Here is a 19,858-nt window from a genome sequence, read left to right on the forward strand (position 1 = left end):
TTAGCCTCCTTAATACCCACGAGCGATGACTCCTATTTGTTTTGAACGGAACCGCAATTCTTTTAGCTTAACCGCCACAGGTTCCGCTGCCCGTTTTGAAGCTAGTTGTTGGCCGCCACCATTTTCTACATTTAGGGGCTGCCTGCTGTCAGTGATTTTTATCACACTCAGGTCTGTTGATTTTAGATTTTAGATTTTAGATTTTAGATTTTAGGTTTTAGGTTTTAGATTGAGGAAAGACGCGGTACTGTGGGCGATCGAACAAAAGTCGAAACAAGAGGTTTCTGGGGGACTTGAGGTACAAGAGAGGGAGATTTCTGAGGCAGAGTCTGTTTTTATTGTCGCTGTTTGAGTGTCGCTTTGGAGCTTTCGCTTTGACATTTGAGATTTGAGATTGAGCCAAGAGGGGTTAGCGGGCGATCGAACAAACGTCGAAACAAGAGGTTTCTGGGGGAATTGAGACACAAGAGAGGGAGATTTCTGAGGCAGAGTCTGTTTTTATTGTCGCTGTTTGAGTGTGGCTTTGGAGCTTTGGAGCTTTGAGATTTGAGATTGAGTCAAGAAACGTTAGTGGGCGATCTCGAACAAACGTCGAAACAAGAGGTTTCTGGGGGAATTGAGGCCAAGAGAGGGAGATTTCTGAGGCAGAGTCTGTTTTTATTGTCGCTGTTAATCGCGATCGCGGGAGTCAAGTTCTAAGGCTCCGATCTGTGCTGGCAAATGCCTCCCGCGAGGGATGCCACTGGCTGCACAACCTGTAATTGGATAAATGGCGTACTAGATAGATTTGGTGGTAAAATCAAGTTTGGTAACTCCCATCGGTACAAAAGTTTCGGAAAACGTGAAAATGGCCAGTCCATACGGCTGTGCCTTCCGATGTAAAACCCAAAGTACGTTACGGTAAACAGGTCATATTTTAAGCAAGTTAAACTGCGCAGGAGAACTGACAAATGCTACAGCGCAAAATCTATCAACTCTGTTGTGATGGTCGTGAGGTTTCTATTTTTCTTCGAGATCAGCAACGTTGGATAGAGCGCGCTCGTATCCTAGATATTGAAGGGGATCTAGTCACGCTGCGCTACGAAACCGACGAAGAAGACGAAATCAGCTCCTGGGAAGAAATGGTGCGTCTCGAAAGTATTGGAGCTGTGTCCCAGAAGTTGGCTTCGGTGTCCAGAACTAACTGCGAGCCCCTAGTTTCTGACGATTGTCCCGAAGCCGAACAAATTCGCAATCACTACCCGGACTCGAATTTGGAATAGTTTTGAGCTCGCGCTTGAGGCACAAGGAAAACTTGAGAGAAAAGAAAACGACTTTTCTCCCTTTTTCCTGGAGGAATTACGCAAAAAACCCGGTTTAGACCAAAAATATTCTCGGTTGTGACCAAATAAGGTATTTTGCCTTTAAATTTAAGCTTTATGGCGGGCTCTCCTGCCCACCCCACAAGAGCTTAAGTACACAGTAGTTGAAAAATTATTCAATGCGCGATACCTTACCCCTGGTTAAACGGGGTTTTTTGTCTGGGTACGTCTAGGACTGTTTTTTTGTTTTCTTTGCCTGCTGGCTGGTTTCGAGGTGCCCGACAGCTTATTCGCCGTCTGTTTCCCCATCTAGGAAAAGTTCGGACTCCGGTATCGCTTTAAACACCGGACAGAAACCGTCGGGGGTAACTTTAAAGCCAAACAAAGCAGATAATTGGTTCCAACAGCGCTGGCCCCGGTAGTGCTGGCAATTGCCGCAGCATTCGAGGTTTGCCTGAACGGCGCTGCCTTGAAAAAGCAGTTCCCGCTGGGAGATGCCCCGCAGTACCAGTTCTTCGCCTTGCCACCGCGCTTCTACCAAACCGGTATCGGCAAAATTGGCCCACCGAGGGTCGGCTGTAATCGGACTCGGCAAGCTAATTGCTACTTCTGTCCCCAATTCGCTGAGTTCTCCCTCATAGTTAGTTTCCGGGATAGCGGGCTGCAAAAACATTTCCCCGATCGGCAGTTCTACAAGTGTTCCGACCGCCGGAGTGTGCAACTGGTAGCGGTTTCGCAGCTCGTCCAAGTTAGCCAAGTCAGCCAAATATGCAGGGGAACCGTGGAGCAAAATTACGTGCTGGGGACGCAAATTGTGGATGAGCTGGGTAGTCCCTGGGCCGTCGCAGTGTTCGGCTAGCAGATAAGTTTCGACGCTTCTGACTCCAGATTCGGGCCAGTTGCTGACGGGATATCCGGGTTTTTGAGGTGCGAGCAAAATCCAAGGATTTGTGCGATCGGCAACATACAAAGCCAAATCAGCAATTTGGTCAGTAATCACAATACACGGCGTGGAACCCAATCCGAGGCGCTGTTCGGCAGACAGCCGGCGGACGCGGGGTTTCACCCTTTCGTCCCAAAACAAAGGTTGGTGCAGAGCAAAATTTTGGACGGCGGTGGGAAATTGGGGCAACAGTTCCAGATAAGCGTCGCACCCGTCGGCGACAGTGCCGTCCACCCAAATATCCAAGTCGCGGCCAGTAAAGTAGTGGTGACTGCGGAGCAGCATCAGCAGTTCTTGGCCCAAACCGAGTGCCGGCGCGGGCAGCAGTACCGAGTACCCGTCGGCGATGGCGCGGTGAATGCGATCGGCTAACTGATTTTCCAGTTGTCGGCGGTGAGGGTGGCGCGCCGTGCCGTAACTGCCTTCCAAAATTAAAACATCGGGTTTCATGCCCCTGAGTTCTCCCAGCGGCAAACCTTCCACCAAACGAGAATTGGACAGGAAAAAGTCGCCGGTGTAAACCAGGGTGTAGGTGCGGTGGGGGGCGGCATAAGTCAGGATCACAGTCGCCGCTCCGGGCAAATGGCCCGACGGGAACAACTGCACGCTAAGTCCCGGGCGCAGTTCGATCGGCGACTGCCAGGGCAGTGCCTGACAGAACCGAGACTCTGGCTGCTGAGACCGGGATGGCCAGTTGAGCGGTAGCAGCCGCGTTGTCACTTCGCTGGCGTAAATTGGCAAGTGGGGGAAAGATTGATGGAGTGCTAGCAAACCTCTGGCGTGGTCAGAGTGGGCGTGGGTACACACCACAAAATCGGCTGGCAGCGATCGATTTAGTGTCGCTGACAGGGGTGCAATATCCTCTATACCGCAGTCGAGTAAAATGCGGTGCGGCCCCATTCGGACTAGCAGACAGACCCCTTCCTGTGCGTGGCCTGCGCCGTAAGGTAAACAATCGAGATCCATCACTGCGGTTAGCTCCCTGCTTTGCACGCAACTTGCAGTATCGCTACATTTAAACATCGGTTGCGACTGCATTCATTCGATCGAGTTCACTCCCGGACACAGAAACCGGGTTTGATGGACGAAAACACTTTGTTGCCGCCCTCGCTCCGGGTAAAAAAACCCGGTTTCTGTAAAGTTGTGGTGCGTAAGCCCTGGAGTTAAATGTTTGCTCGAAGGCTCCGGCTCCCGTGCAAGGAAAGTAATTGCACTTAAGATTTGATGCAGTGCCAGGAAAGCGATTTTCCGAAGGCCTTGACCTGACGGGCATTCGACCTTCGACAAAGTTCATGTTACTGGTTCTGGCATCAAAAGTTACATTTTATTGCACCATGTAAGACCAGCGAACTCGATCTCATATTCTGAGTTTTAAACCTTTTTCCACAATTTGCGCTTGCTAAAAGCTGGTCTTTTTTATGAGAAGATTTTAAATCAGATGCCCAAACATCTTGATAAAACTTTACAAATCTTCATTTTTTGGGTTTTGAGGGCGGTGTATAGTCCAATCTGAAAAACTTCGAGAACAAGAATCGTGCTAGCTAACTGCTTTGGTCAGGGCAGAGAGAGGCTTTATGAGTTCGATCGGTTTCTTTGTAAAAGTTTGATACATTCTTCTAAGCAAACCTTGTGCCTATCCTTGAGAGAGTTCAAATGGATTTTTGACCCCGCCCAAAAACGGATACAAGTTTCCGACAGTAGTCGCCAGCCACCCAAAGTTGTAGACTCTTGTTCTAGTTCTCAGATTCATCGGGAGTACATCTCAAATCGTTCGACTCAGCGCGACTCGGCTCAGTGCTCGCCGAACGTTGGAGCATGGCTCGACTGAGTGTCGAACGTTTCGGCGAAGTCTCACGCCGAAGTCTCAAACCTCAAATCTCAAATCGCCTGAGTCCCCCATAATAGGTTTGTTTACTCCGCTCATTGACTAGGGGACAAAACGATACGTTCTTTTGTTTTACCCCCAACACAGCCACATCAATTCCGACAATAAATGATATTCATCCTGTAAAAATACCACTAACTTACCAGAAGTAATCTCGGCTCTGTGAGTGTCCAACCGCCTGTAATATGCTGTTTTTTTTATCATTGCTGGGTCTTATTTAGGGTTGCGTTTTTGACCTTTTTTCAGCTAATTAGTGCCTGGTTAAACTTTGTGGAATAGCTTTGTGTGGAGTCAAATACCAGATCGTAGTTCTCAAATATGTATCCTTGCAGTTCTGTGATATTCCAGTTTTTTGACGGCAGCCAGCAAACGACTGCTGCGCTTTGCGCAGATTATAAATAACCGACTGAACCTCGTCTACCAATTTTAACCAGAACTTAGCCCGCACACGGGGTAAGTTCCGTCTGAAACAACTTCGTGTACTCAAACTCCCTGATTGCATGGAAGCTACTAGCATTTACGGGGAAGCTTTAGCCGAATTCCTCCATTTGGCTCGTTATCAGGTTAGTATCGTCAATCCTGCCAGGATTAAAGGGTTTGCTAAAAATGAACTTTTGCGAACCCAAGCCGATTCCGTAGATGCGACACTGATTGCTCGTTTTTGTGCATCTGTTAAACCCTCATTCTCGACACCTACTGCACCAGAAGTTAAGGAATTACAAGCTGGCTTTGCGATCGGTCGAATCTGCGATCGAAATGTCAACTCAATAACAGAACAGTCTGGAAACAGCTAGATCAACTGTTGCTTCCCTTACGCGAGCATATTTGGAGTATCTTAAACAGTAATAACAACCGCTCAAATAACTGATTAGTGACCATTTTGACCAACACCCCCATTTTTAAAAAAAGGGTGATATCTTGACCTCAATTCCCGGAATTGGTGAACAAAAGGCATCCATATTATTACCGTAAATTGGTGAGTTTTTTAATTATGAGAATGCCTAGAAATTAGCAGCTTATGCAGGCTTCACTCCCTGCGAATGCAATTCTGGGACTTCTATTAAAGGCAAAACTCGTTTCTCATACGCCGGCAATATCCGACTGCGAAAAGCTTTGTATTTGCTGGCTGTGGTGGTGATGCCCTGCAATCCGTTACTCAAAGCAACTCGCTGTGCGATTATTGGGTTGTGGAAAGGTCAAAATGCAGGTGATTGGTGCAATGATGTCGGAAGTTGGTGCATTTGGCTTTTGTGATTTTAAAATCCCAAAAGTCTTTCGACCCCAATTATGCGATCGCTACCGGTTGACAGGTCAAGACAGTATCTAAAAGACCCTAGAAAATATTATTGTTTTTTGTGCTGTTCTACTTGGCATGGGGATTTATTCCCAAAAATTAGTATTTTATTTGCTGCCTCTATATTATCGCCACAGACTTGGGATTGCTAGAGAACTAATACTCGCAAAAGTGGGAATTGCGAGAGTTTTTAATTGTTTGGTATGTTGTCGAGCATAGTACCCGATCGCAATTAAAGCTGAAATGAGTGAGAAGCGATCCCACAAACCCGGTTTTCTCAAAAAATCTGGTTTTTAGATGTGGCATTAATGGCGAGGCTTGCTAGCGCAACGGCTGCCAATAGCACCTGCAATTGACACAAGCCTCAACGAGCGCTCGTTTTTGACGGCAAATATAATGTACGAAAAAAACTTGACATCAGCAGGTCATCGAAAGTTAAAATATGAATAACAGCAATAACAAAAATGAGGCTTTATGTTTGATTCGCAAGCCGGGAGCGACAAGTATAGCATTAATAAATTGCTATCCTCTAAAACAATTTTGGCTAAAAAACATCCGGGTAAATACGGATTATTTATGACTTTTTCACAATCTAAAATTTAGAATCTAAAATCTACAATCTTAAGATGGCATAACTCATGGCAACAGCTATTCTTGACCTGGAAATCTCCAAACTTCCGCCCGAAATTACGGTTGAGGAGCGTTACAGCAAAGCCTTGGTTTTAATTCGACTGCACGGAAAACCGATCGGCCAAGCTCTACTTTCGGTAGTCAGAGGTAGCATTGAGGGATCTCAATTGCAGGAAACACTGATGAATGCTGCGGGAGAGAATCTTTGGAAAAATTGGCTCTACGATTCCCTCGCATGGGACGAACGCGGGCCCCTGCAGGCAATGCCGATCGCCACAGTAGCAGTTTGCACGCGCGATCGCCCGGAAGATTTGCGGCGCACTCTTGAAGCGTTTATGCAGCTCCCAGACGACGGTCAGGAATACTTAGTAATTGACAATTGTCCGGCCACGGACGCTACCGAGGAACTGGTCAAAAATTACCCAAAAGTCCGCTATGTTCGCGAAGACGTACCGGGTTCCAGCGCTGCCCGCAACCGAGCTTTACGCGAAGCTAAACACGAATTCGTAGCCTTTACAGATGACGACGCGGCCCCCGATCCCAACTGGCTGCGATCGCTCTTGTGGAATTTTAGCGATCCGCGAGTGATGTGCGTCACGGGGCTGCTGATGCCCTTGGAACTAGAAACCGAAGCGCAAGAATGGTTCGAGCGCTATAGCCCCCACGGGCGGGGCTTCGAGCGCCGAATTTTTGACGGTGCGCACTGCAACCCGCTGGTTGTCGCTCCTGTGGGGGTTTCGGCGAGTATGGCTTTGCGGAAAAGTTCGATCGACTGTATCGGCTTGTTTGACGAGGCTTTAGGGGCGGGAACGCCCACTGTCGGAGGGGAAGACTGTGAACTCTTTGCCCGCATTTTGCGCGCAGGCTACTGCATTGTCTACGAGCCGAGAGCCTTGAGCTGGCACCGCCATCGGCGCACCTGGGAAGAATTGCAAAAAACGCTCCAAGGCTACGGCATCGGAGTCTATGCTTTCTGGACGCGGATGTTTGTAATCAACAGAGAATTCAGTGTGCTGCGGTTAGCTTGGGGATGGTTGCATTCCAAGCAAATTCCTGAATTATTTGCTTCTTTGCGAAAGCAACCCGAGTCGATTCCGAGCGATTTGCTGTTGGCTCAACTGCGGGGCTGTGTGAGTGGGCCGATGGCTTATTTTGCTTCTCGGAAGTGGTTGCAAGAAATTAAGGGGAGCAATGAATAGGGAGTTTTAGATTATTTTTAACCGCAGATGAAAGCAGATGAAATGTAGATGAAGTTAATTTTGGTAATGTAAATATGGAAAATTTGACTGTTAGCGTAATTATTCCCACTCACAATCGAAGTTCTTCGCTGCGGCGGGCTTTGGATGCTTTGCACTCGCAAACTTATCCGATCGAGCTGATCGAAGTTATTGTAGTGGCAGATAGCTGCATTGACGATACTTTGGCAATGCTACAAGACTACAAAGCTCCGTTTAAACTGCACGCGTTCGAGGTAAATTGCCGGAGTGCTGCCATCGCCCGCAATACGGGAGCGGCTTCGGCTACGGGGCAATTGCTGCTGTTTCTCGACGACGATATCGAAGCCCTGCCGCCTTTGGTTGAAAGCCACGCGCGCGCTCACCGAGAGCGTCCGGGAGCGGCGGTCATGGGCCCATATCCGCCTAAGTTGCACGGAGGAACTAGACTTTTTGACGTGGAAGTGCGATCGTGGTGGGAAGACAAGTTTTATCAGATGAGCCAGCCCGGTCACCGATTTACTTATAAAGATTTGCTCAGCGGCAACCTTTCTTTGGATGCAGAACTGTTTGCTCGTCTCGATGGCTTTGATTCGGCTTTCGGGAACTGCGGCGGGGAAGATTACGAGTTTGGGGTGCGTTTGCTGAAAGCTGATGTACCTGTTGTTGTGGCTGCTGAAGCAGTGGGCTATCATTACGAACACGAAACCAACAATATCGATCGCTCTTTCCGCCGATTTCGTCAGGAAGGGCGATCGGATGTTTTGATCGGCCACCGACACCCGGAACTTAAACCGATACTGCCGATAGCAGCCTACGAAACTGCTTGCTCGCTGGTAGATAAAATTCTGGTAGCTGTCACGTTTTTCTGCCCGGCTGCTGTGGATTGGCTGGCCCTGGGACTGAGGAAATCCCTTGATTTACTCGAAAGCTTGCGGATGCGGGGAACTTGGCGGTGGTTGCGGGCAAAATTGCGCGGTTATTGGTATTTGCGGGGTGTTATCGATGAGTTGAAATGTAGATCGGCAATTTCTAGTTTTATGCAAGGAACCCCGACCCGCGGCGATTTGGGCAGACATGAAATTAACATCGATTTGGAGCAAGGTTGGGAAGCTGCAGAAAGCCTGCTGGACGCGGAACGACCGGCTGGGGTTTACCTGTATTACGGTCAACAGAAAGTAGGCCACATTTTTCCGCAAGCGGGCGCGGAACCGCTGCGGGGCGCTCACTTGCGATCGATTCTGGCGCTTCACTTTGCCGAACCCCTAGCTCGGGCGATCGGGGTTAACGGTATGCCCTGCAAGGCTGAAACGATCGAAGAAAAGCCTTTAGTTGCTTTGAAAATGTACGAATTAGCAATTAATAAGTATGTCGGGGACTTTAAACTCAAAACTCCAACCTCAAAAGTTGGGAAATTGGAAAATTGGGAAATTGCAACTCAAAACTCCCAACTCAAAACTGAGAACTTTTCTCTCTAGTTCCCGCTGCACTATTTTTAGGAGCAACTTATGGCAATAAAAGTAATGGAAATTGAGTTGACCGAACAGATTAATCCGATTCAAAAACTCGGAAAATATGAAGGATTTCGCATTTTAGTTCCCTACCGGGGGCGACCTCTGGGCTGGGCTGATGTTAGTAACAGTCCCTGGGAACAAACAATTGCGATCGATCGAGTGCGACAAACAATTGTGGATAAGTTAGGCAAAGAGTTCGTGCGATCGACTTTGGTAGAGCTCTTCGGCGAGGAACCAGCAGCAGTTTCCCATCGCCACCTGCAGTCAATGAGCGTTGTCATCTGCACGCGCAACCGCACTGTGCCGCGGCTGGAAATTTGGAATTTTGTTTGCTCTCACTGGCTGAACAGGTTGCTATTGCGTCGTTTGATGATTCCTGGCCGGTTGACCTGCAAATTGGTAGTGAGCGAGTTGCTGGGAGTTCTGCAAAGTCCTTTTGCTTACAGGGAAGCGCACTTGCAAGCCCAGTGTTTGGCTGCTGTTCTTGGGGTTGAACCGCTGGTATGTGCCGGAGGTGTGCGGTGAGAAATGCGGGAACGCTGGTTTATCGGCGCAAAATTGCTCATTGGTTTGATTTACTGCGGGTGTTGGTCGATCGCGATATGAAATTACTTTACAAGCGATCGACCTTGGGGATTGCTTGGACTTTAATCAGTCCGCTGTTACAGTTGGCTGTATTTTCCTTTTTGTTTCGCTCTGTCGTACCCCTTAATATTCCAAAATTTTCTTCCTTTGCTTTCAGCGGCTTGTTAATCTGGAATTGGTCTCAAACGGTATTATTTAAATCAACGGCATTAATTACCAATCATAAGCCACTAATCAGGCAGCCAAATTTCCCCCCGGCAATTTTGCCGGTAGTCGCGACGACGACGGGGCTCATTCACTTTTTCTTAGCATTGCCGGTGTTACTTATCTTTCTGGCAATTGATGGCGTTCCTCTGAATGCAGTGCTATTTTTGTTGCCGCTGCTGATGATTATTCAGTTTTTCCTAACAGTTAGTTTTGCTTATCCCCTTGCCGCTTTGAATGTCACTTTCCGCGACACTCAGCACACTTTGGGAGTAGTTTTGCAGATGCTGTTTTACCTGACTCCGATTTTCTACGACATCAGCAGCGTCCCGGAAAAATTTAAGATTTTTTATTACTTAAATCCAATGGTTCCCCTGATTGAAGCTTACCGCGCCATACTTCTTAAAGGTATGCAGCCGGATTGGTCGGCTCTGTTAATTTTGAGCTTGGCTGTGGCGGCTCTTTTACCCATCGGACTGGGAATTTTTAGACGGCAAAGCGCTCATTTTGTGGAGGAAGTGTAAATGCGTGAAGCAATTATTGTCAAAGGTTTGGGTAAGCGTTTTAACCGCTACTCTACCGCGAAACCTAATACGATTATGGAAGCCGCTCTGTCCGGTTGGTGGAAGCTGAAGCCGGAGGCGAGTTTTTGGGCGCTGCGGAATATAAATTTTACTGTTTCTCCTGGCGAAATGCTGGGAATTCTTGGCAAGAATGGCGCGGGAAAATCAACGCTGCTGCAACTTGTCGGCGGTATTTGCCAGGCTGAGGAAGGATCTATTAAAGTTAACGGCAGAATTGGCGGCTTGTTAGATTTGGGTGCGAGTTTTCACTCGGATCTAACGGGCAGAGAAAACGTGTTTGTGGGTGCGGTGGTGGCCGGTTTGACTCGCCGGGAAGTGGCGCGCAGGTTTGACGATATTGTGGAATTTGCAGAGTTAAAACAGTTTATTGACAGCCCGACGCGGACTTACAGTACGGGGATGAAAATGCGGCTGGCTTTTTCGGTGGCGGTGCATACCGATCCCGAAGTGCTGTTAGTTGATGAACATTTGTCGGTTGGTGATGTGGCTTTTCAAACTAAATGTTTGAATAAGATAACTGAGTTTAAGAATCAAGGATGTGCGATTGTTTTGATTTCTCACACCGCGTCGCAAATTCAGAAAATGTGCGATCGGGCTTTGTGGCTGAAATCAGGTGAAATCGTGGCTTATGGCGAACCAGAAGTGGTAGTCGGTCAGTATTTGTCAGAAATGCGATCGTCCACATCAAATCGCACTCCCCTGCGTGCTGCTGAAGCTACGAGTAGCGGCTCGTCACAGGGAGGTAATCAGAATCGCTTCGGTTCTATGGAAGTAGAAATTACCGATGTTCAAGTGTTGCCAGATTCAGAAATAGATAGCGGTGATGCTATTAGCATTGAAATTCATTATTCGGTGTCGCAGGAAATTTCTGCTGCTATTTTTGCCGTGACAATCAGCAGGGAAGATGGTCAAAGCTGTTTTGAGACTAATACTAATCAAATGGGCAGACTGCTGCCGCTGGTGAAAGGGAAAGGCAAAATCCGGCTGCAAATCGACAGGCTGGATTTAGGAAACGGTCAGTATTACGTGAATGCTGGGGTTTATGAGGAAACTTTGGCTTACGCCTACGATTATCATTGGCAGGTTTATCCGCTGTACGTGCGATCGACTGTAAACCAAAAAACGATTCTTTGTCCGCCGTACCGTTGGGAATTTGAGGGCAAAATGCCGCTTCGGGATTTACCTGAACTAGCCTCTCTTACTTACGATTTGGATAAGAATAATCCCGGCTACGCCAAGATTTCGACTCAGTTGGAAAATAAGCAAAAACCTGACTTTTTAATTGTTGGCGCTCAAAACTGCGGCACGGAATATCTATACAGCAATCTCGAAAATCATTTGCAAATTATTAAAGAAGGTTCCCGGGACATTCACTTTTTTGATTTGAATTTTGAGCGTGGTGTTGAGTGGTACAGCAAGCAGTTGACGCGGAGTGTCGCGGGTGAAAAGGTGTTGCTGTGGGAGATGACTCCTTACTATATTTATCATCCTGTGGTGGCGGAGCGAGTTTACAAGTGTTTCCCGGATGTTAAGCTGATTGTGATGCTGCAAAACCCGGTAAAACGAGCATGGATGCACTATCATTTAGAAGTGGCGAGTGGCTGCGAAAAGTTGGATTTTGAAAAGGCGATCGCTTCTGAACCTGATAGACTCAAAGGTGAGATTGAGAAAATCCAAGCTGATGAAAATTATTACAGTTTTAATCACCAGCATTATTCCTATTTGTCGCGGGGAATTTATGTAGAACAAATCAAAAATTGGCTCGACTATTTTCCGAGGGAACAGTTGCTAATTCTCAAAAGCGAAGATTTTTACGCAAATACCGACAAAGTATTTTCGGAAGTATTGAATTTTTTGGATATTAGTGCGAGTGCAATTAAAGAATATCAAATAAATTATATCGATCGCTACAGCCAAATGCCGCCCGAAATAGAACAAAAATTAATAAATTATTTCCAACCTTACAATCACGAACTTTCGGATGTTGTGAAAGAAAACTTTAATTGGAGTTAGAAAAAAAACTTTTTGCCCATATAGGAACAAAAAAGAGAGATTTACCAATGATTTCTAATAAATGATACATGAATCATAGCTGTTTCTTCTCTTTATCTGTGCAGTTAGCGCTCTTTGCTGTTAATCAAAAAAAATCTAATTCACAAACCATTTATCAGCTATAAAAATGAAACGGATATTTTTACTAGGCTGTCCGAGAAGCGGCACAACCATGCTTCAAAGTTTATTAGCCGCTCATCCTGAAGTTATTTCTTTTCCTGAATCTAAGTTTTTTCACTATTTACTGTACAATAAGTTTGCGGGAAAGTTGCCAGGTAGGATGGAAGCTTTTTTTAAGGATGAGATTAATCGCCCTGAACTTTTACAAGATTTTGATGATAGTCAAACTGTGGCAACTAAAGTTAGTTGGTTTGTCGGAGTTTTGGATGGTTTGGCTGCGGAACAAAACAAAAGTATTTGGTTGGAAAAAACGCCGGAACACATATATTTTATTGAGGATATACAGCGCTTTTTGCCGGATGCTAAATTTATACATATTTTGCGAAACAGTATGGATACAATAGCTTCTCTGCATGAGGCTACTCGGAGTTCTCATGATTTGTGGGGGTCTGGTTGGGATTTAAACCACTGTATTACTCGCTGGAAAGAGGCGATGTTAATTAGTCACAAATATGCTAAAAAATCTAATCATATATTAGTCAACTATGAAGAAATTGTAGATAATAAAGTCAACAAATTAAAAGACATATGTGATTTTATGGGCGTGGCCTATGATGAAAAAATGCTGAAACTTTATCAAGAAAAAGCTGTTAACCTCAGTTTAAATCTACCTTGGCACCAAGGGATTGAGAGAGAGGTTGAAAGTAATAATAATCACAAATATCATAAAATTTTTACAAAAAATGAAATTAAATCTATTTTAGATAAGATTAAGCGAGTCAAGGGTGAAATTGCCTGGAAAGTTACGGTAGAAGTGAGCGAACCAATTTCCGATATTTGCGATCTTCCGCAAATATGCGATCGCCTTTACTGTACGCTCCAACTAGAAGGAACTAAGCTCGGTATTGTTGAATTGCCAGTCTGCGATGGAATGGTTGCGGCTTCGGTTTTGGCTGATGCGGTTGCAGCCCAGTTTGCTTGGCAAATTCTCGATCGCTTTTTTCAACGCAATCGCTGCGAAAGAGGCAATAGATTGTGGGAAAGTTTGCTGGGACCATTGCACAATAAAAATGACTGGACGCTATTTTTGCAAGAATTCTGGGGGCGTCCGCATTGGCATTTGGAGGATTTCTACAAGCCAGAAATAGCAGAGGAAGTTGCAACAATTACCCTCGAAAAAGATTTGATTGTCTTAGAAGTCAGCGAGGATTTTGCTAATATACAAGTTGAGCTTTCTGAAATTGACGTGCTGGTGAAAGTAGGCGGCGTTGCTGTCGGGATTGTCACTGTTGCTGTGGAAAATAATTTTGTTTCTGCTCAAAAATTGCGATCGACAATTACTCGAAATAGCGGTTTTGAGTTGTGCGTCGCCAGCGTGCGAGAAGCTTTGCTGGGAAAACCGCTCAACGGCAAGATGTCGCTGCGATCGCGCTTAGCCTCTTGTGCTAAACAAAGGTCTGATTTGCCCGACTCGTTGAATGCACCGGGTGCTGGGGGCATTTACCCGCCAAATGCGGTGCTCTTCGGCAGGCGATCGGGTGCGATAGGAACGAGTGTCAGCCGCCGGGCCGCACTCCCAGCGGCTGCGCTGCGGGAAATCGCGTCAGCGGCGGCAATTGCGGGGGAAACAACAATGGAAATCGCCTCAGAAAACGAGTTTCCAAAGCAAGTATTTTACGCACCGGAAATTATTGGGCGAAAATCGCCGTATGGGGAAGTTTCTCACTCGGTGAAACCTCAACTTTTTGACAATCATAGCGTTACACAAAGGCTGCCCATTCTCGCCTACCGTCGCATTTCTCCTGACGGTTTAGACGCAGTTACTCCGCAGGTTTTAGAACAACAATTGCAGTATCTCAAAGATCGTGCTTATTATAGTGCGAGTTGGGAAGATTGGCGAAGTGCGAAACTGGATAAAACTCCTTTACCCGGTAAAGCTGTATTGCTCACTTTTGATGGTGGCTATCTCGACTTTTTCCAATATGCTTGGCCTCTGCTAAAACGCTTTGATTTTACAGCGACTGTTTTTCTGGTAGCGGAGTCGATAGGAAAGACAAATAGTTGGGAAAAAGCCGAATTTGAAGAAGTGAAGTTAATGGGATGGCCGGAAATTCGCCAACTGCGGAATGCAGGGATTGAATTCGGTTCTATGTCTGCTACTTATCAACCTCTAACTGCATTGTCGCCGACAGAAATTGTGCGGGAGGGGGCGAAATCCCGTGCTATCTTGGAACGAGAATTAGAAAAATCTGTTAAATGTTTTGCCTATCCTTACGGGGATGTCGATCCAATTGTAGCGCATTTAATTGGAGCGACTGGGTATACTTTTGGTGTATCCTATAGATCAAAATTTAGCAGTTTTGACGATGATTTACTGTCGCTGCCGCGCATTCAAGTTACAGCAGAAAACTTTTTATGGCAATTAGGTTTGTAGGGTGCGTCAGCCAGCGAGATTTTTGCCTCAACTAAAAATTTCTCAACTGGCGCACCTTACAAGTGAAATCGCTTAATCAATCCCTTGATTTTCCGCTGCAAATAACCGCCTAACCCTCTGGAAATCTTCTCAAACTTATAATAAAATAAAATATCCATAACATCTTCTGTTTTCATATACTTTAAATAAGAAATCATTTTATCTGTCAGTTCATCATTAACATCATCGATATATTTTCTCACAGCCAACCTTTCCGAAATATTCCATTTTTTATCAAACTTGCGGTGCATTTCCGTCTCATAATCCCGAAAATCTGAGATTTTACCCTCCAAATACCTTTGAATATATTTCCCCGCTATTTCCGCACCATCCATCCCGTGTCTAATCCCTTCGCCACCCAAAAAATTTACTGTCGAGACAGTATCGCCGATCGCAATTATATTATTATCCTTGCAATAAATATCTTTTAAACCAGGACTGTACTTCAGCGTCGAACCGTGTTTGTCAATAATTTTATAAGTTTTAGACTTCAGATATTCATCAATCAGTAAATCAATATATTTTTTCAGCGGTGACAAATGCCTAACCGTTTTTGGATCTAAAAAAATGCGACCCGCACCAACTTTCAGCCTGTTTTGTTCCATTGGGAATATCCAGGAATAACCCTTCGGCATCCATTTATCGCCCAAAAAAAAGATTAAATCACCGCTGTATTTATTGTAAACTTCTGGCTCTACTTCAATTAAATATTCGATGCCGGTTCCCGACAAAAAATCTGGCTTATCCTTCTCTTTTTTGTACATAATCGCCCTAGCAAAGCCAGTAGCATCAACCAATACTTTCGTGCTAACTTTGATAACTTGACCGTCGGATAACTGTTTAAATTCTACTGTTGTTTCGCCTTTGGCTTGTGAATGTCCGGTGTAGCGATAACCAAGCCAAACTTCACCGCCATATCGCTCAACTTCGCTGGCTAGAAATTCTCTAAATTTAGCAAAGTTGAGAACAACTCCCAAGCTTTCGGGAGACTCCCAACTTTGACTGACTTTGCTAGTTTCAATAGTAAGTTTGTGCCAAAAACTGCCGATAACGGATTCAGGTAAATCAAATTTAGAGAGGGTTTCTAGAGGTGTAGCGGCGCTAGAAAAGTCATTTTTATTAAAATTGTCGTTTTGCTCTGCCAGCAAGACTTTGTGGCCGGATTGGGCTAGGATTCTCGCGCAGTGACCGCCTGCTGGGCCTGCTCCTACTATTACTATGTCAAAACTTTTTAAATTCATCTTGCTTTTAACTAGCTTCCAATGTCAAAATACCCGCAGACATATCAACTACTAACCGCCGATTTTTCAGCCACTGGCGGCCGATTAAAATTTCCGGTACTCCCTCACCCACATGAACGGGAATGTCAAATTCTAGGTACTCAATACGCACTTTTCCTACATAAAGTTCAAAATCAAATTCTCCCTTAGCTGTTCGCATTTTTTCTTGTTTCACATATGTCCAATCAAGTCCCTCTAAATCCTGACTGTCCATTGCTAACCAGCCAGAAAAACCTGTATCAAGCAGAGCATCAACAGGTAATTCTAAGCCGTTATCAGCAATCAGTTCAAGTTCAAAAAATAGCTCGTCCTCATCACCAAATTTTCCTTGAATCATATTGTGCCACAAACTCCGGTTTCATTGATCCGAAAAACTTGCAATTTAGCTTTCGGGTATTTCTCATGGGCTATGTTTGCAACTTGCATATCATCTTTGTCGATAAAATATTCCCCGCTGTCGGGTTCAACGGCCATGTACCAGTTGTAGTGAGTGTCGATTAATTCTGGTTTAAGGCGATCGAAAATTGGTTTGCAGCGCTGATAAAATGCTTCTCTTTCAGCTCGCCACTGGGCTTTTTTTTCTTCTGACCATTGAATTTCTGGGAACAGTCTTCCCCGCCGCACGGTACGATTTGGTTTCACGTTAGTCATTGTTTTTTCTCCCTTATCCTCAAATCTTCCTTCAATCATGCTGCTCTTTCACTGTCATAGATCGGATATCGAAGAGTAAGGTGCGCTAGGCGCACCCTACAATTCTAGCTATTTCACGCTAACAGGTGACTGTTTGCGGCTGAATGTTGCTAAGATCCGATCGACCATTTGCGGTGGAGTTAGCCCTAAACTTGCAAATGATTGCTCTGGCGTTGCATGATCTACTAATGTATCCGGTACGCCCAGCCGCATCAGCGACACGAGGACATTATTGTCGAGCAAAGATTCGGCTACTGCTGAACCAAAACCGCCCATCAAACAGCCTTCTTCTAAAGTGACAACTCGCCCGATTCGCTGTGCTAAAGGCAAGATTAATTCGGTGTCCAAAGGCTTGACAAAACGCGCATTGATTACAGTTGCTTCAATGCCGTGCTCGCTCAACATCTCGGCAGTTTGCATCGCCGGATAAACCATTGAACCGTAACCCAATATCAGCAAATCATCGCCGTTGCGGAGAATTTCGGCTTTGCCGATCGGCAATTCTTCCCAACCTTCCTCCATCAGAGGCACGCCGTAACCGTTGCCGCGCGGGTAACGCATGGCGATCGGGCCGCTTGTGTGGTTGATTCCCGTGACTATCATCCGCTGCAATTCTGCCTCGTCTTTGGGTGCCATAATTGTCATATTTGGCAGACAGCGCAAGTAGGAAATATCGTACATTCCTTGGTGGGTGGGGCCGTCAGCGCCGACAATGCCGGCTCGATCCAAACAGAAGAAAACCGGCAAATTTTGGATGCAGACATCGTGAACTATTTGATCGTATGCCCGCTGCAAAAAGGTCGAGTAAATTGCTACAACGGGGCGCATTCCTTCGCAGGCTAAACCAGCCGATAAAGTCACGGCGTGCTGTTCGGCAATGCCGACATCAATGTACTGTTTCGGCAGTTTTTCCTGAAGTTTATCCAGACCTGTTCCGGTTGCCATTGCAGCGGTAATGCCGACAATTTTTGGATTATTTTCTGCTAGCTTGACCAGGGCGTGGGTAAAGACTTTCGAGTAAGCAGGAGGCTTGGGTTTGGTTGAGGGAATGCCTTTGCCTGTGGCTAAGTTAAAGGGATTTTGGGCGTGATACCCTACTTGGTCTTTTTCGGCGATCGCATATCCTTTGCCCTTCACAGTCACAACGTGAACTAGCACCGGGCCTTGGATGGTATGACCTTGTTTGAAAGTGGCAATTAACTCTTCCAAATTGTGTCCGTCTACCGGGCCCATGTAAGTAAAGCCCAATTCTTCAATTACGGCTCCAACTTTCGAGACTGCCAAGCGTTTCATCCCTTCTTTGAGGCGTTCCATTTCTGGGGTAAAAGTTTCGCCGACAAAGGGAATCTGTTTGAATTGTTCCTCTAAGTTATCTTTGAGAAATTGCACCGGCTGCGAGAGTCGCATCTTGTTCAAATAGCGGGTAATCGCGCCGACATTGGGCGAGATTGACATCTCGTTGTCGTTGAGCACTACCATCAGATTGGTTTTCGGCATATGGCCCGCGTGGTTGATCGCTTCGAGTGCCATGCCGCCAGTCAATGCACCGTCGCCGATGACTGCTACAGTCTTAAAGTTTTCGCCCTTGAGGTCGCGCGCCATCGCCATCCCTAAAGCTGCTGAGATGCTCGTGGAAGCGTGGCCAGCACCAAAATGGTCAAATTTGCTCTCGCAGCGCTTGAGATAGCCTGCAACGCCGTCTTTTTGGCGGAGGGTGTGGAATTGGTTGTAGCGGCCGGTTATCAATTTGTGAGGATAAGCTTGGTGGCCGACATCCCAGGTAACTTTGTCGCGATCGAGGTCAAGTGTTTGGTAGAGTGCTAAGGTCAGTTCCACTACACCCAATCCGGGGCCGAGGTGCCCGCCGCTGGCTGCTACAGTTTCTAAATGCTTTTCTCGAATTTGTCGGGCAATTTGTTCGAGTTGATGAATCGAGAGGCCGTGTAATTGGTTTGGGTGAGTCAGTTCGCTCAGATGCATATTTTAAAATCTTGCTCCTGTGAATCAGGACGAATCCTTAACAGATATAGGTTTGGCTTGCGACGTTGGGTACGCGCAAACGTTAGAATAGTTTAACGGTTATTTGAGAAAAACTGTTAGGCGTAAGATTTTTGTTATTTTTGGTCTGTAATTATAGTTAATAACTTGTGCGCCGTCAATATAAAAAAAGCTTATGTTGTTAGTTGCTAATGGCTAGTTGTTAGCTGGATGGGGATTCTTAAGCATTTAAAGCTAAAAGCCCACCTAAAAAAATAGAATACTCAGATACCCGACTTCTTTAAGAAGTGGGGTATCTAACAGAAAAACGTTTGACGTTTAATTAGAGCGACTTACTTCCTTTTTGTCAGGAAAGGACGAGTTCCCTTTTCTATTAATCGGTTTTCTAGTTAAAACAAAAAAGGATCTCGCTCTCATCAATTACAACATTTGCTCTCATTGAGCCGATCGAACTTCTGGCAATTTCTCGGCCCCAGTCGTATCAAATACGATCGCGTGTTTGGCCGCCGGCAACAACCGCCGTAAAATCTGGAGATATCCCTCTGCATCGCCTCGGCGGTGGAACCTTGCCACAACCAATCGCTGCATATTTGGCAATTGCCGCACGATACACCAGGGATGAGTGTTTAATTTGGGCTTTGATGTTGGTATCATAGGGTAATCCTTCCCCGCGTTTGCGGAGAGTGATAGAAAAGGCGATCGCCCTTAAGTTTTCCAGGCTAGGAGGGCGATCGTTTTCAGTGTACATAGCTATTGTATGTTGCATACGCATCAATGTCAAGCTAAAGCATGGGATACGTTAGACTGCGGATTCGAGAACTAGCTGAGCAAAAGGGTTGGACTCTAAAGCAAGTTGCCGATCGATCGGGAGTGAATTACAACACTGTTAGAAGCTACGTTCAGCGCGATGCTTTGAACACGGCCGATATTTCTGCTGTCTACAAAATCGCCCGCGCCTTCGACGTGACTATGGAAGATTTAGTTGAGATTTTGGAAGATTGAGGGATCACAAATGGCGCTCATCTAACAACTACCGTAGGGTGCGTCGCCGCCTGAAAACATATCAAAATAAGCTCGATAATCTCATAGGC

19 protein-coding genes are annotated in these 19,858 nt (G+C 46.0%); 11 read left to right on the forward strand and 8 right to left on the reverse strand.

Features of this window, described 5'->3' with window-relative positions; genetic code table 11:
- Window positions 1–9 precede the first annotated feature (9 nt).
- The gene (locus QUA20_RS14195; protein WP_333189450.1) at window positions 10–165 is read right to left on the reverse strand and encodes a hypothetical protein; all 156 of its coding nucleotides are present in this window, start codon (window positions 163–165) and stop codon (window positions 10–12) included.
- Between the two features lie 387 nt (window positions 166–552).
- Between QUA20_RS14195 and QUA20_RS14200 the strand changes: the two genes are divergently transcribed.
- Window positions 553–699 (forward strand): hypothetical protein, encoded by a 147-nt coding sequence (locus tag QUA20_RS14200; protein ID WP_333189451.1) that lies wholly within the window; start codon window positions 553–555, stop codon window positions 697–699.
- A gap of 251 nt (window positions 700–950) precedes the next feature.
- The gene (locus QUA20_RS14205; protein WP_006633466.1) at window positions 951–1,262 is read left to right on the forward strand and encodes a DUF6679 family protein; all 312 of its coding nucleotides are present in this window, start codon (window positions 951–953) and stop codon (window positions 1,260–1,262) included.
- 325 nt (window positions 1,263–1,587) lie between these two features.
- Here QUA20_RS14205 and QUA20_RS14210 read toward each other — a convergent pair whose 3' ends face one another.
- Together QUA20_RS14210 and QUA20_RS14215 are read right to left on the reverse strand one after the other, a co-directional pair.
- On the reverse strand, window positions 1,588–3,210 hold the full coding sequence (locus tag QUA20_RS14210) for an MBL fold metallo-hydrolase (protein WP_172185184.1): 1,623 nt from the start codon (window positions 3,208–3,210) through the stop codon (window positions 1,588–1,590).
- 991 nt (window positions 3,211–4,201) lie between these two features.
- Window positions 4,202–4,333 carry a hypothetical protein gene (locus QUA20_RS14215; RefSeq protein ID WP_333189452.1) on the reverse strand — a complete coding sequence of 44 codons (132 nt, stop codon included), beginning with the start codon at window positions 4,331–4,333 and terminating at the stop codon, window positions 4,202–4,204.
- 296 nt (window positions 4,334–4,629) lie between these two features.
- Here QUA20_RS14215 and QUA20_RS14220 point away from each other — a divergent pair, with 296 nt between their 5' ends.
- The 8 genes from QUA20_RS14220 to QUA20_RS14255 all read left to right on the forward strand — a co-directional run bounded on the left by QUA20_RS14220 (window position 4,630) and on the right by QUA20_RS14255 (window position 14,760).
- A complete protein-coding gene (locus QUA20_RS14220) occupies window positions 4,630–4,923 on the forward strand; it encodes an IS110 family transposase (RefSeq protein WP_333189453.1) in 294 nt (97 codons plus the stop codon).
- 265 nt (window positions 4,924–5,188) lie between these two features.
- Complete coding sequence (locus QUA20_RS32010) at window positions 5,189–5,383, forward strand: hypothetical protein (protein WP_445304677.1); 195 nt, start codon at window positions 5,189–5,191, stop codon at window positions 5,381–5,383.
- A 678-nt stretch (window positions 5,384–6,061) separates the two neighbouring features.
- Complete coding sequence (locus tag QUA20_RS14230) at window positions 6,062–7,252, forward strand: glycosyltransferase (RefSeq protein WP_333189455.1); 1,191 nt, start codon at window positions 6,062–6,064, stop codon at window positions 7,250–7,252.
- A 74-nt stretch (window positions 7,253–7,326) separates the two neighbouring features.
- Window positions 7,327–8,745 carry a glycosyltransferase family 2 protein gene (locus QUA20_RS14235; RefSeq protein ID WP_333189456.1) on the forward strand — a complete coding sequence of 473 codons (1,419 nt, stop codon included), beginning with the start codon at window positions 7,327–7,329 and terminating at the stop codon, window positions 8,743–8,745.
- Between the two features lie 30 nt (window positions 8,746–8,775).
- Complete coding sequence (locus QUA20_RS14240) at window positions 8,776–9,306, forward strand: hypothetical protein (RefSeq protein ID WP_333189457.1); 531 nt, start codon at window positions 8,776–8,778, stop codon at window positions 9,304–9,306.
- Window positions 9,303–10,094, forward strand: coding sequence for an ABC transporter permease (locus QUA20_RS14245; RefSeq protein ID WP_333189458.1), 792 nt, complete (start codon window positions 9,303–9,305; stop codon window positions 10,092–10,094). The genes QUA20_RS14240 and QUA20_RS14245 overlap by 4 nt, the downstream gene beginning before the upstream one ends.
- Complete coding sequence (locus QUA20_RS14250; RefSeq protein ID WP_333189459.1) at window positions 10,095–12,167, forward strand: Wzt carbohydrate-binding domain-containing protein; 2,073 nt, start codon at window positions 10,095–10,097, stop codon at window positions 12,165–12,167.
- A gap of 166 nt (window positions 12,168–12,333) precedes the next feature.
- On the forward strand, window positions 12,334–14,760 hold the full coding sequence (locus QUA20_RS14255) for a sulfotransferase (RefSeq protein ID WP_333189460.1): 2,427 nt from the start codon (window positions 12,334–12,336) through the stop codon (window positions 14,758–14,760).
- Between the two features lie 56 nt (window positions 14,761–14,816).
- Here QUA20_RS14255 and QUA20_RS14260 read toward each other — a convergent pair whose 3' ends face one another.
- The 5 genes from QUA20_RS14260 to QUA20_RS14280 form a co-directional block, all read right to left on the reverse strand.
- Entirely contained in the window at window positions 14,817–16,040 is a 1,224-nt protein-coding gene (locus QUA20_RS14260; RefSeq protein WP_333189461.1) for an NAD(P)/FAD-dependent oxidoreductase, read from the reverse strand.
- 7 nt (window positions 16,041–16,047) lie between these two features.
- Entirely contained in the window at window positions 16,048–16,416 is a 369-nt protein-coding gene (locus tag QUA20_RS14265; protein ID WP_333189462.1) for an aspartyl protease, read from the reverse strand.
- On the reverse strand, window positions 16,413–16,730 hold the full coding sequence (locus QUA20_RS14270; protein ID WP_333189463.1) for a hypothetical protein: 318 nt from the start codon (window positions 16,728–16,730) through the stop codon (window positions 16,413–16,415). Before QUA20_RS14270 ends, QUA20_RS14265 begins: the two co-directional genes overlap by 4 nt.
- A gap of 108 nt (window positions 16,731–16,838) precedes the next feature.
- The gene (gene dxs / locus QUA20_RS14275) at window positions 16,839–18,749 is read right to left on the reverse strand and encodes a 1-deoxy-D-xylulose-5-phosphate synthase (protein ID WP_333189465.1); all 1,911 of its coding nucleotides are present in this window, start codon (window positions 18,747–18,749) and stop codon (window positions 16,839–16,841) included.
- Window positions 18,750–19,202: 453 nt separating this feature from the next.
- A complete protein-coding gene (locus tag QUA20_RS14280) occupies window positions 19,203–19,421 on the reverse strand; it encodes a hypothetical protein (RefSeq protein WP_172185126.1) in 219 nt (72 codons plus the stop codon).
- A gap of 135 nt (window positions 19,422–19,556) precedes the next feature.
- Here QUA20_RS14280 and QUA20_RS14285 point away from each other — a divergent pair, with 135 nt between their 5' ends.
- The gene (locus QUA20_RS14285; protein ID WP_293180980.1) at window positions 19,557–19,769 is read left to right on the forward strand and encodes a helix-turn-helix domain-containing protein; all 213 of its coding nucleotides are present in this window, start codon (window positions 19,557–19,559) and stop codon (window positions 19,767–19,769) included.
- The last annotated feature ends 89 nt before the right edge of the window (window positions 19,770–19,858 follow it).

It is taken from the genome of Microcoleus sp. Pol7_A1 (genome assembly GCF_036701085.1).
Classification (GTDB): Bacteria; Cyanobacteriota; Cyanobacteriia; order Cyanobacteriales; family Microcoleaceae; genus Microcoleus; species Microcoleus asticus.

What these genes read in the sequence shown, in the direction of transcription:
- QUA20_RS14280 (WP_172185126.1), bottom strand. Translation starts at nt 19,421, where the DNA reads ATGATACCAACATCAAAGCCCAAATTAAACACTCATCCCTGGTGTATC.
- QUA20_RS14285 (WP_293180980.1), top strand. Translation starts at nt 19,557, where the DNA reads ATGGGATACGTTAGACTGCGGATTCGAGAACTAGCTGAGCAAAAGGGT.
- QUA20_RS14220 (WP_333189453.1), top strand. Translation starts at nt 4,630, where the DNA reads ATGGAAGCTACTAGCATTTACGGGGAAGCTTTAGCCGAATTCCTCCAT.
- QUA20_RS14265 (WP_333189462.1), bottom strand. Translation starts at nt 16,416, where the DNA reads ATGATTCAAGGAAAATTTGGTGATGAGGACGAGCTATTTTTTGAACTT.
- QUA20_RS14260 (WP_333189461.1), bottom strand. Translation starts at nt 16,040, where the DNA reads ATGAATTTAAAAAGTTTTGACATAGTAATAGTAGGAGCAGGCCCAGCA.
- QUA20_RS14270 (WP_333189463.1), bottom strand. Translation starts at nt 16,730, where the DNA reads ATGACTAACGTGAAACCAAATCGTACCGTGCGGCGGGGAAGACTGTTC.
- QUA20_RS14235 (WP_333189456.1), top strand. Translation starts at nt 7,327, where the DNA reads ATGGAAAATTTGACTGTTAGCGTAATTATTCCCACTCACAATCGAAGT.
- QUA20_RS14210 (WP_172185184.1), bottom strand. Translation starts at nt 3,210, where the DNA reads ATGGATCTCGATTGTTTACCTTACGGCGCAGGCCACGCACAGGAAGGG.
- QUA20_RS14255 (WP_333189460.1), top strand. Translation starts at nt 12,334, where the DNA reads ATGAAACGGATATTTTTACTAGGCTGTCCGAGAAGCGGCACAACCATG.
- QUA20_RS14205 (WP_006633466.1), top strand. Translation starts at nt 951, where the DNA reads ATGCTACAGCGCAAAATCTATCAACTCTGTTGTGATGGTCGTGAGGTT.
- QUA20_RS14215 (WP_333189452.1), bottom strand. Translation starts at nt 4,333, where the DNA reads ATGATAAAAAAAACAGCATATTACAGGCGGTTGGACACTCACAGAGCC.
- dxs (WP_333189465.1), bottom strand. Translation starts at nt 18,749, where the DNA reads ATGCATCTGAGCGAACTGACTCACCCAAACCAATTACACGGCCTCTCG.
- QUA20_RS14250 (WP_333189459.1), top strand. Translation starts at nt 10,095, where the DNA reads ATGCGTGAAGCAATTATTGTCAAAGGTTTGGGTAAGCGTTTTAACCGC.
- QUA20_RS14230 (WP_333189455.1), top strand. Translation starts at nt 6,062, where the DNA reads ATGGCAACAGCTATTCTTGACCTGGAAATCTCCAAACTTCCGCCCGAA.
- QUA20_RS14240 (WP_333189457.1), top strand. Translation starts at nt 8,776, where the DNA reads ATGGCAATAAAAGTAATGGAAATTGAGTTGACCGAACAGATTAATCCG.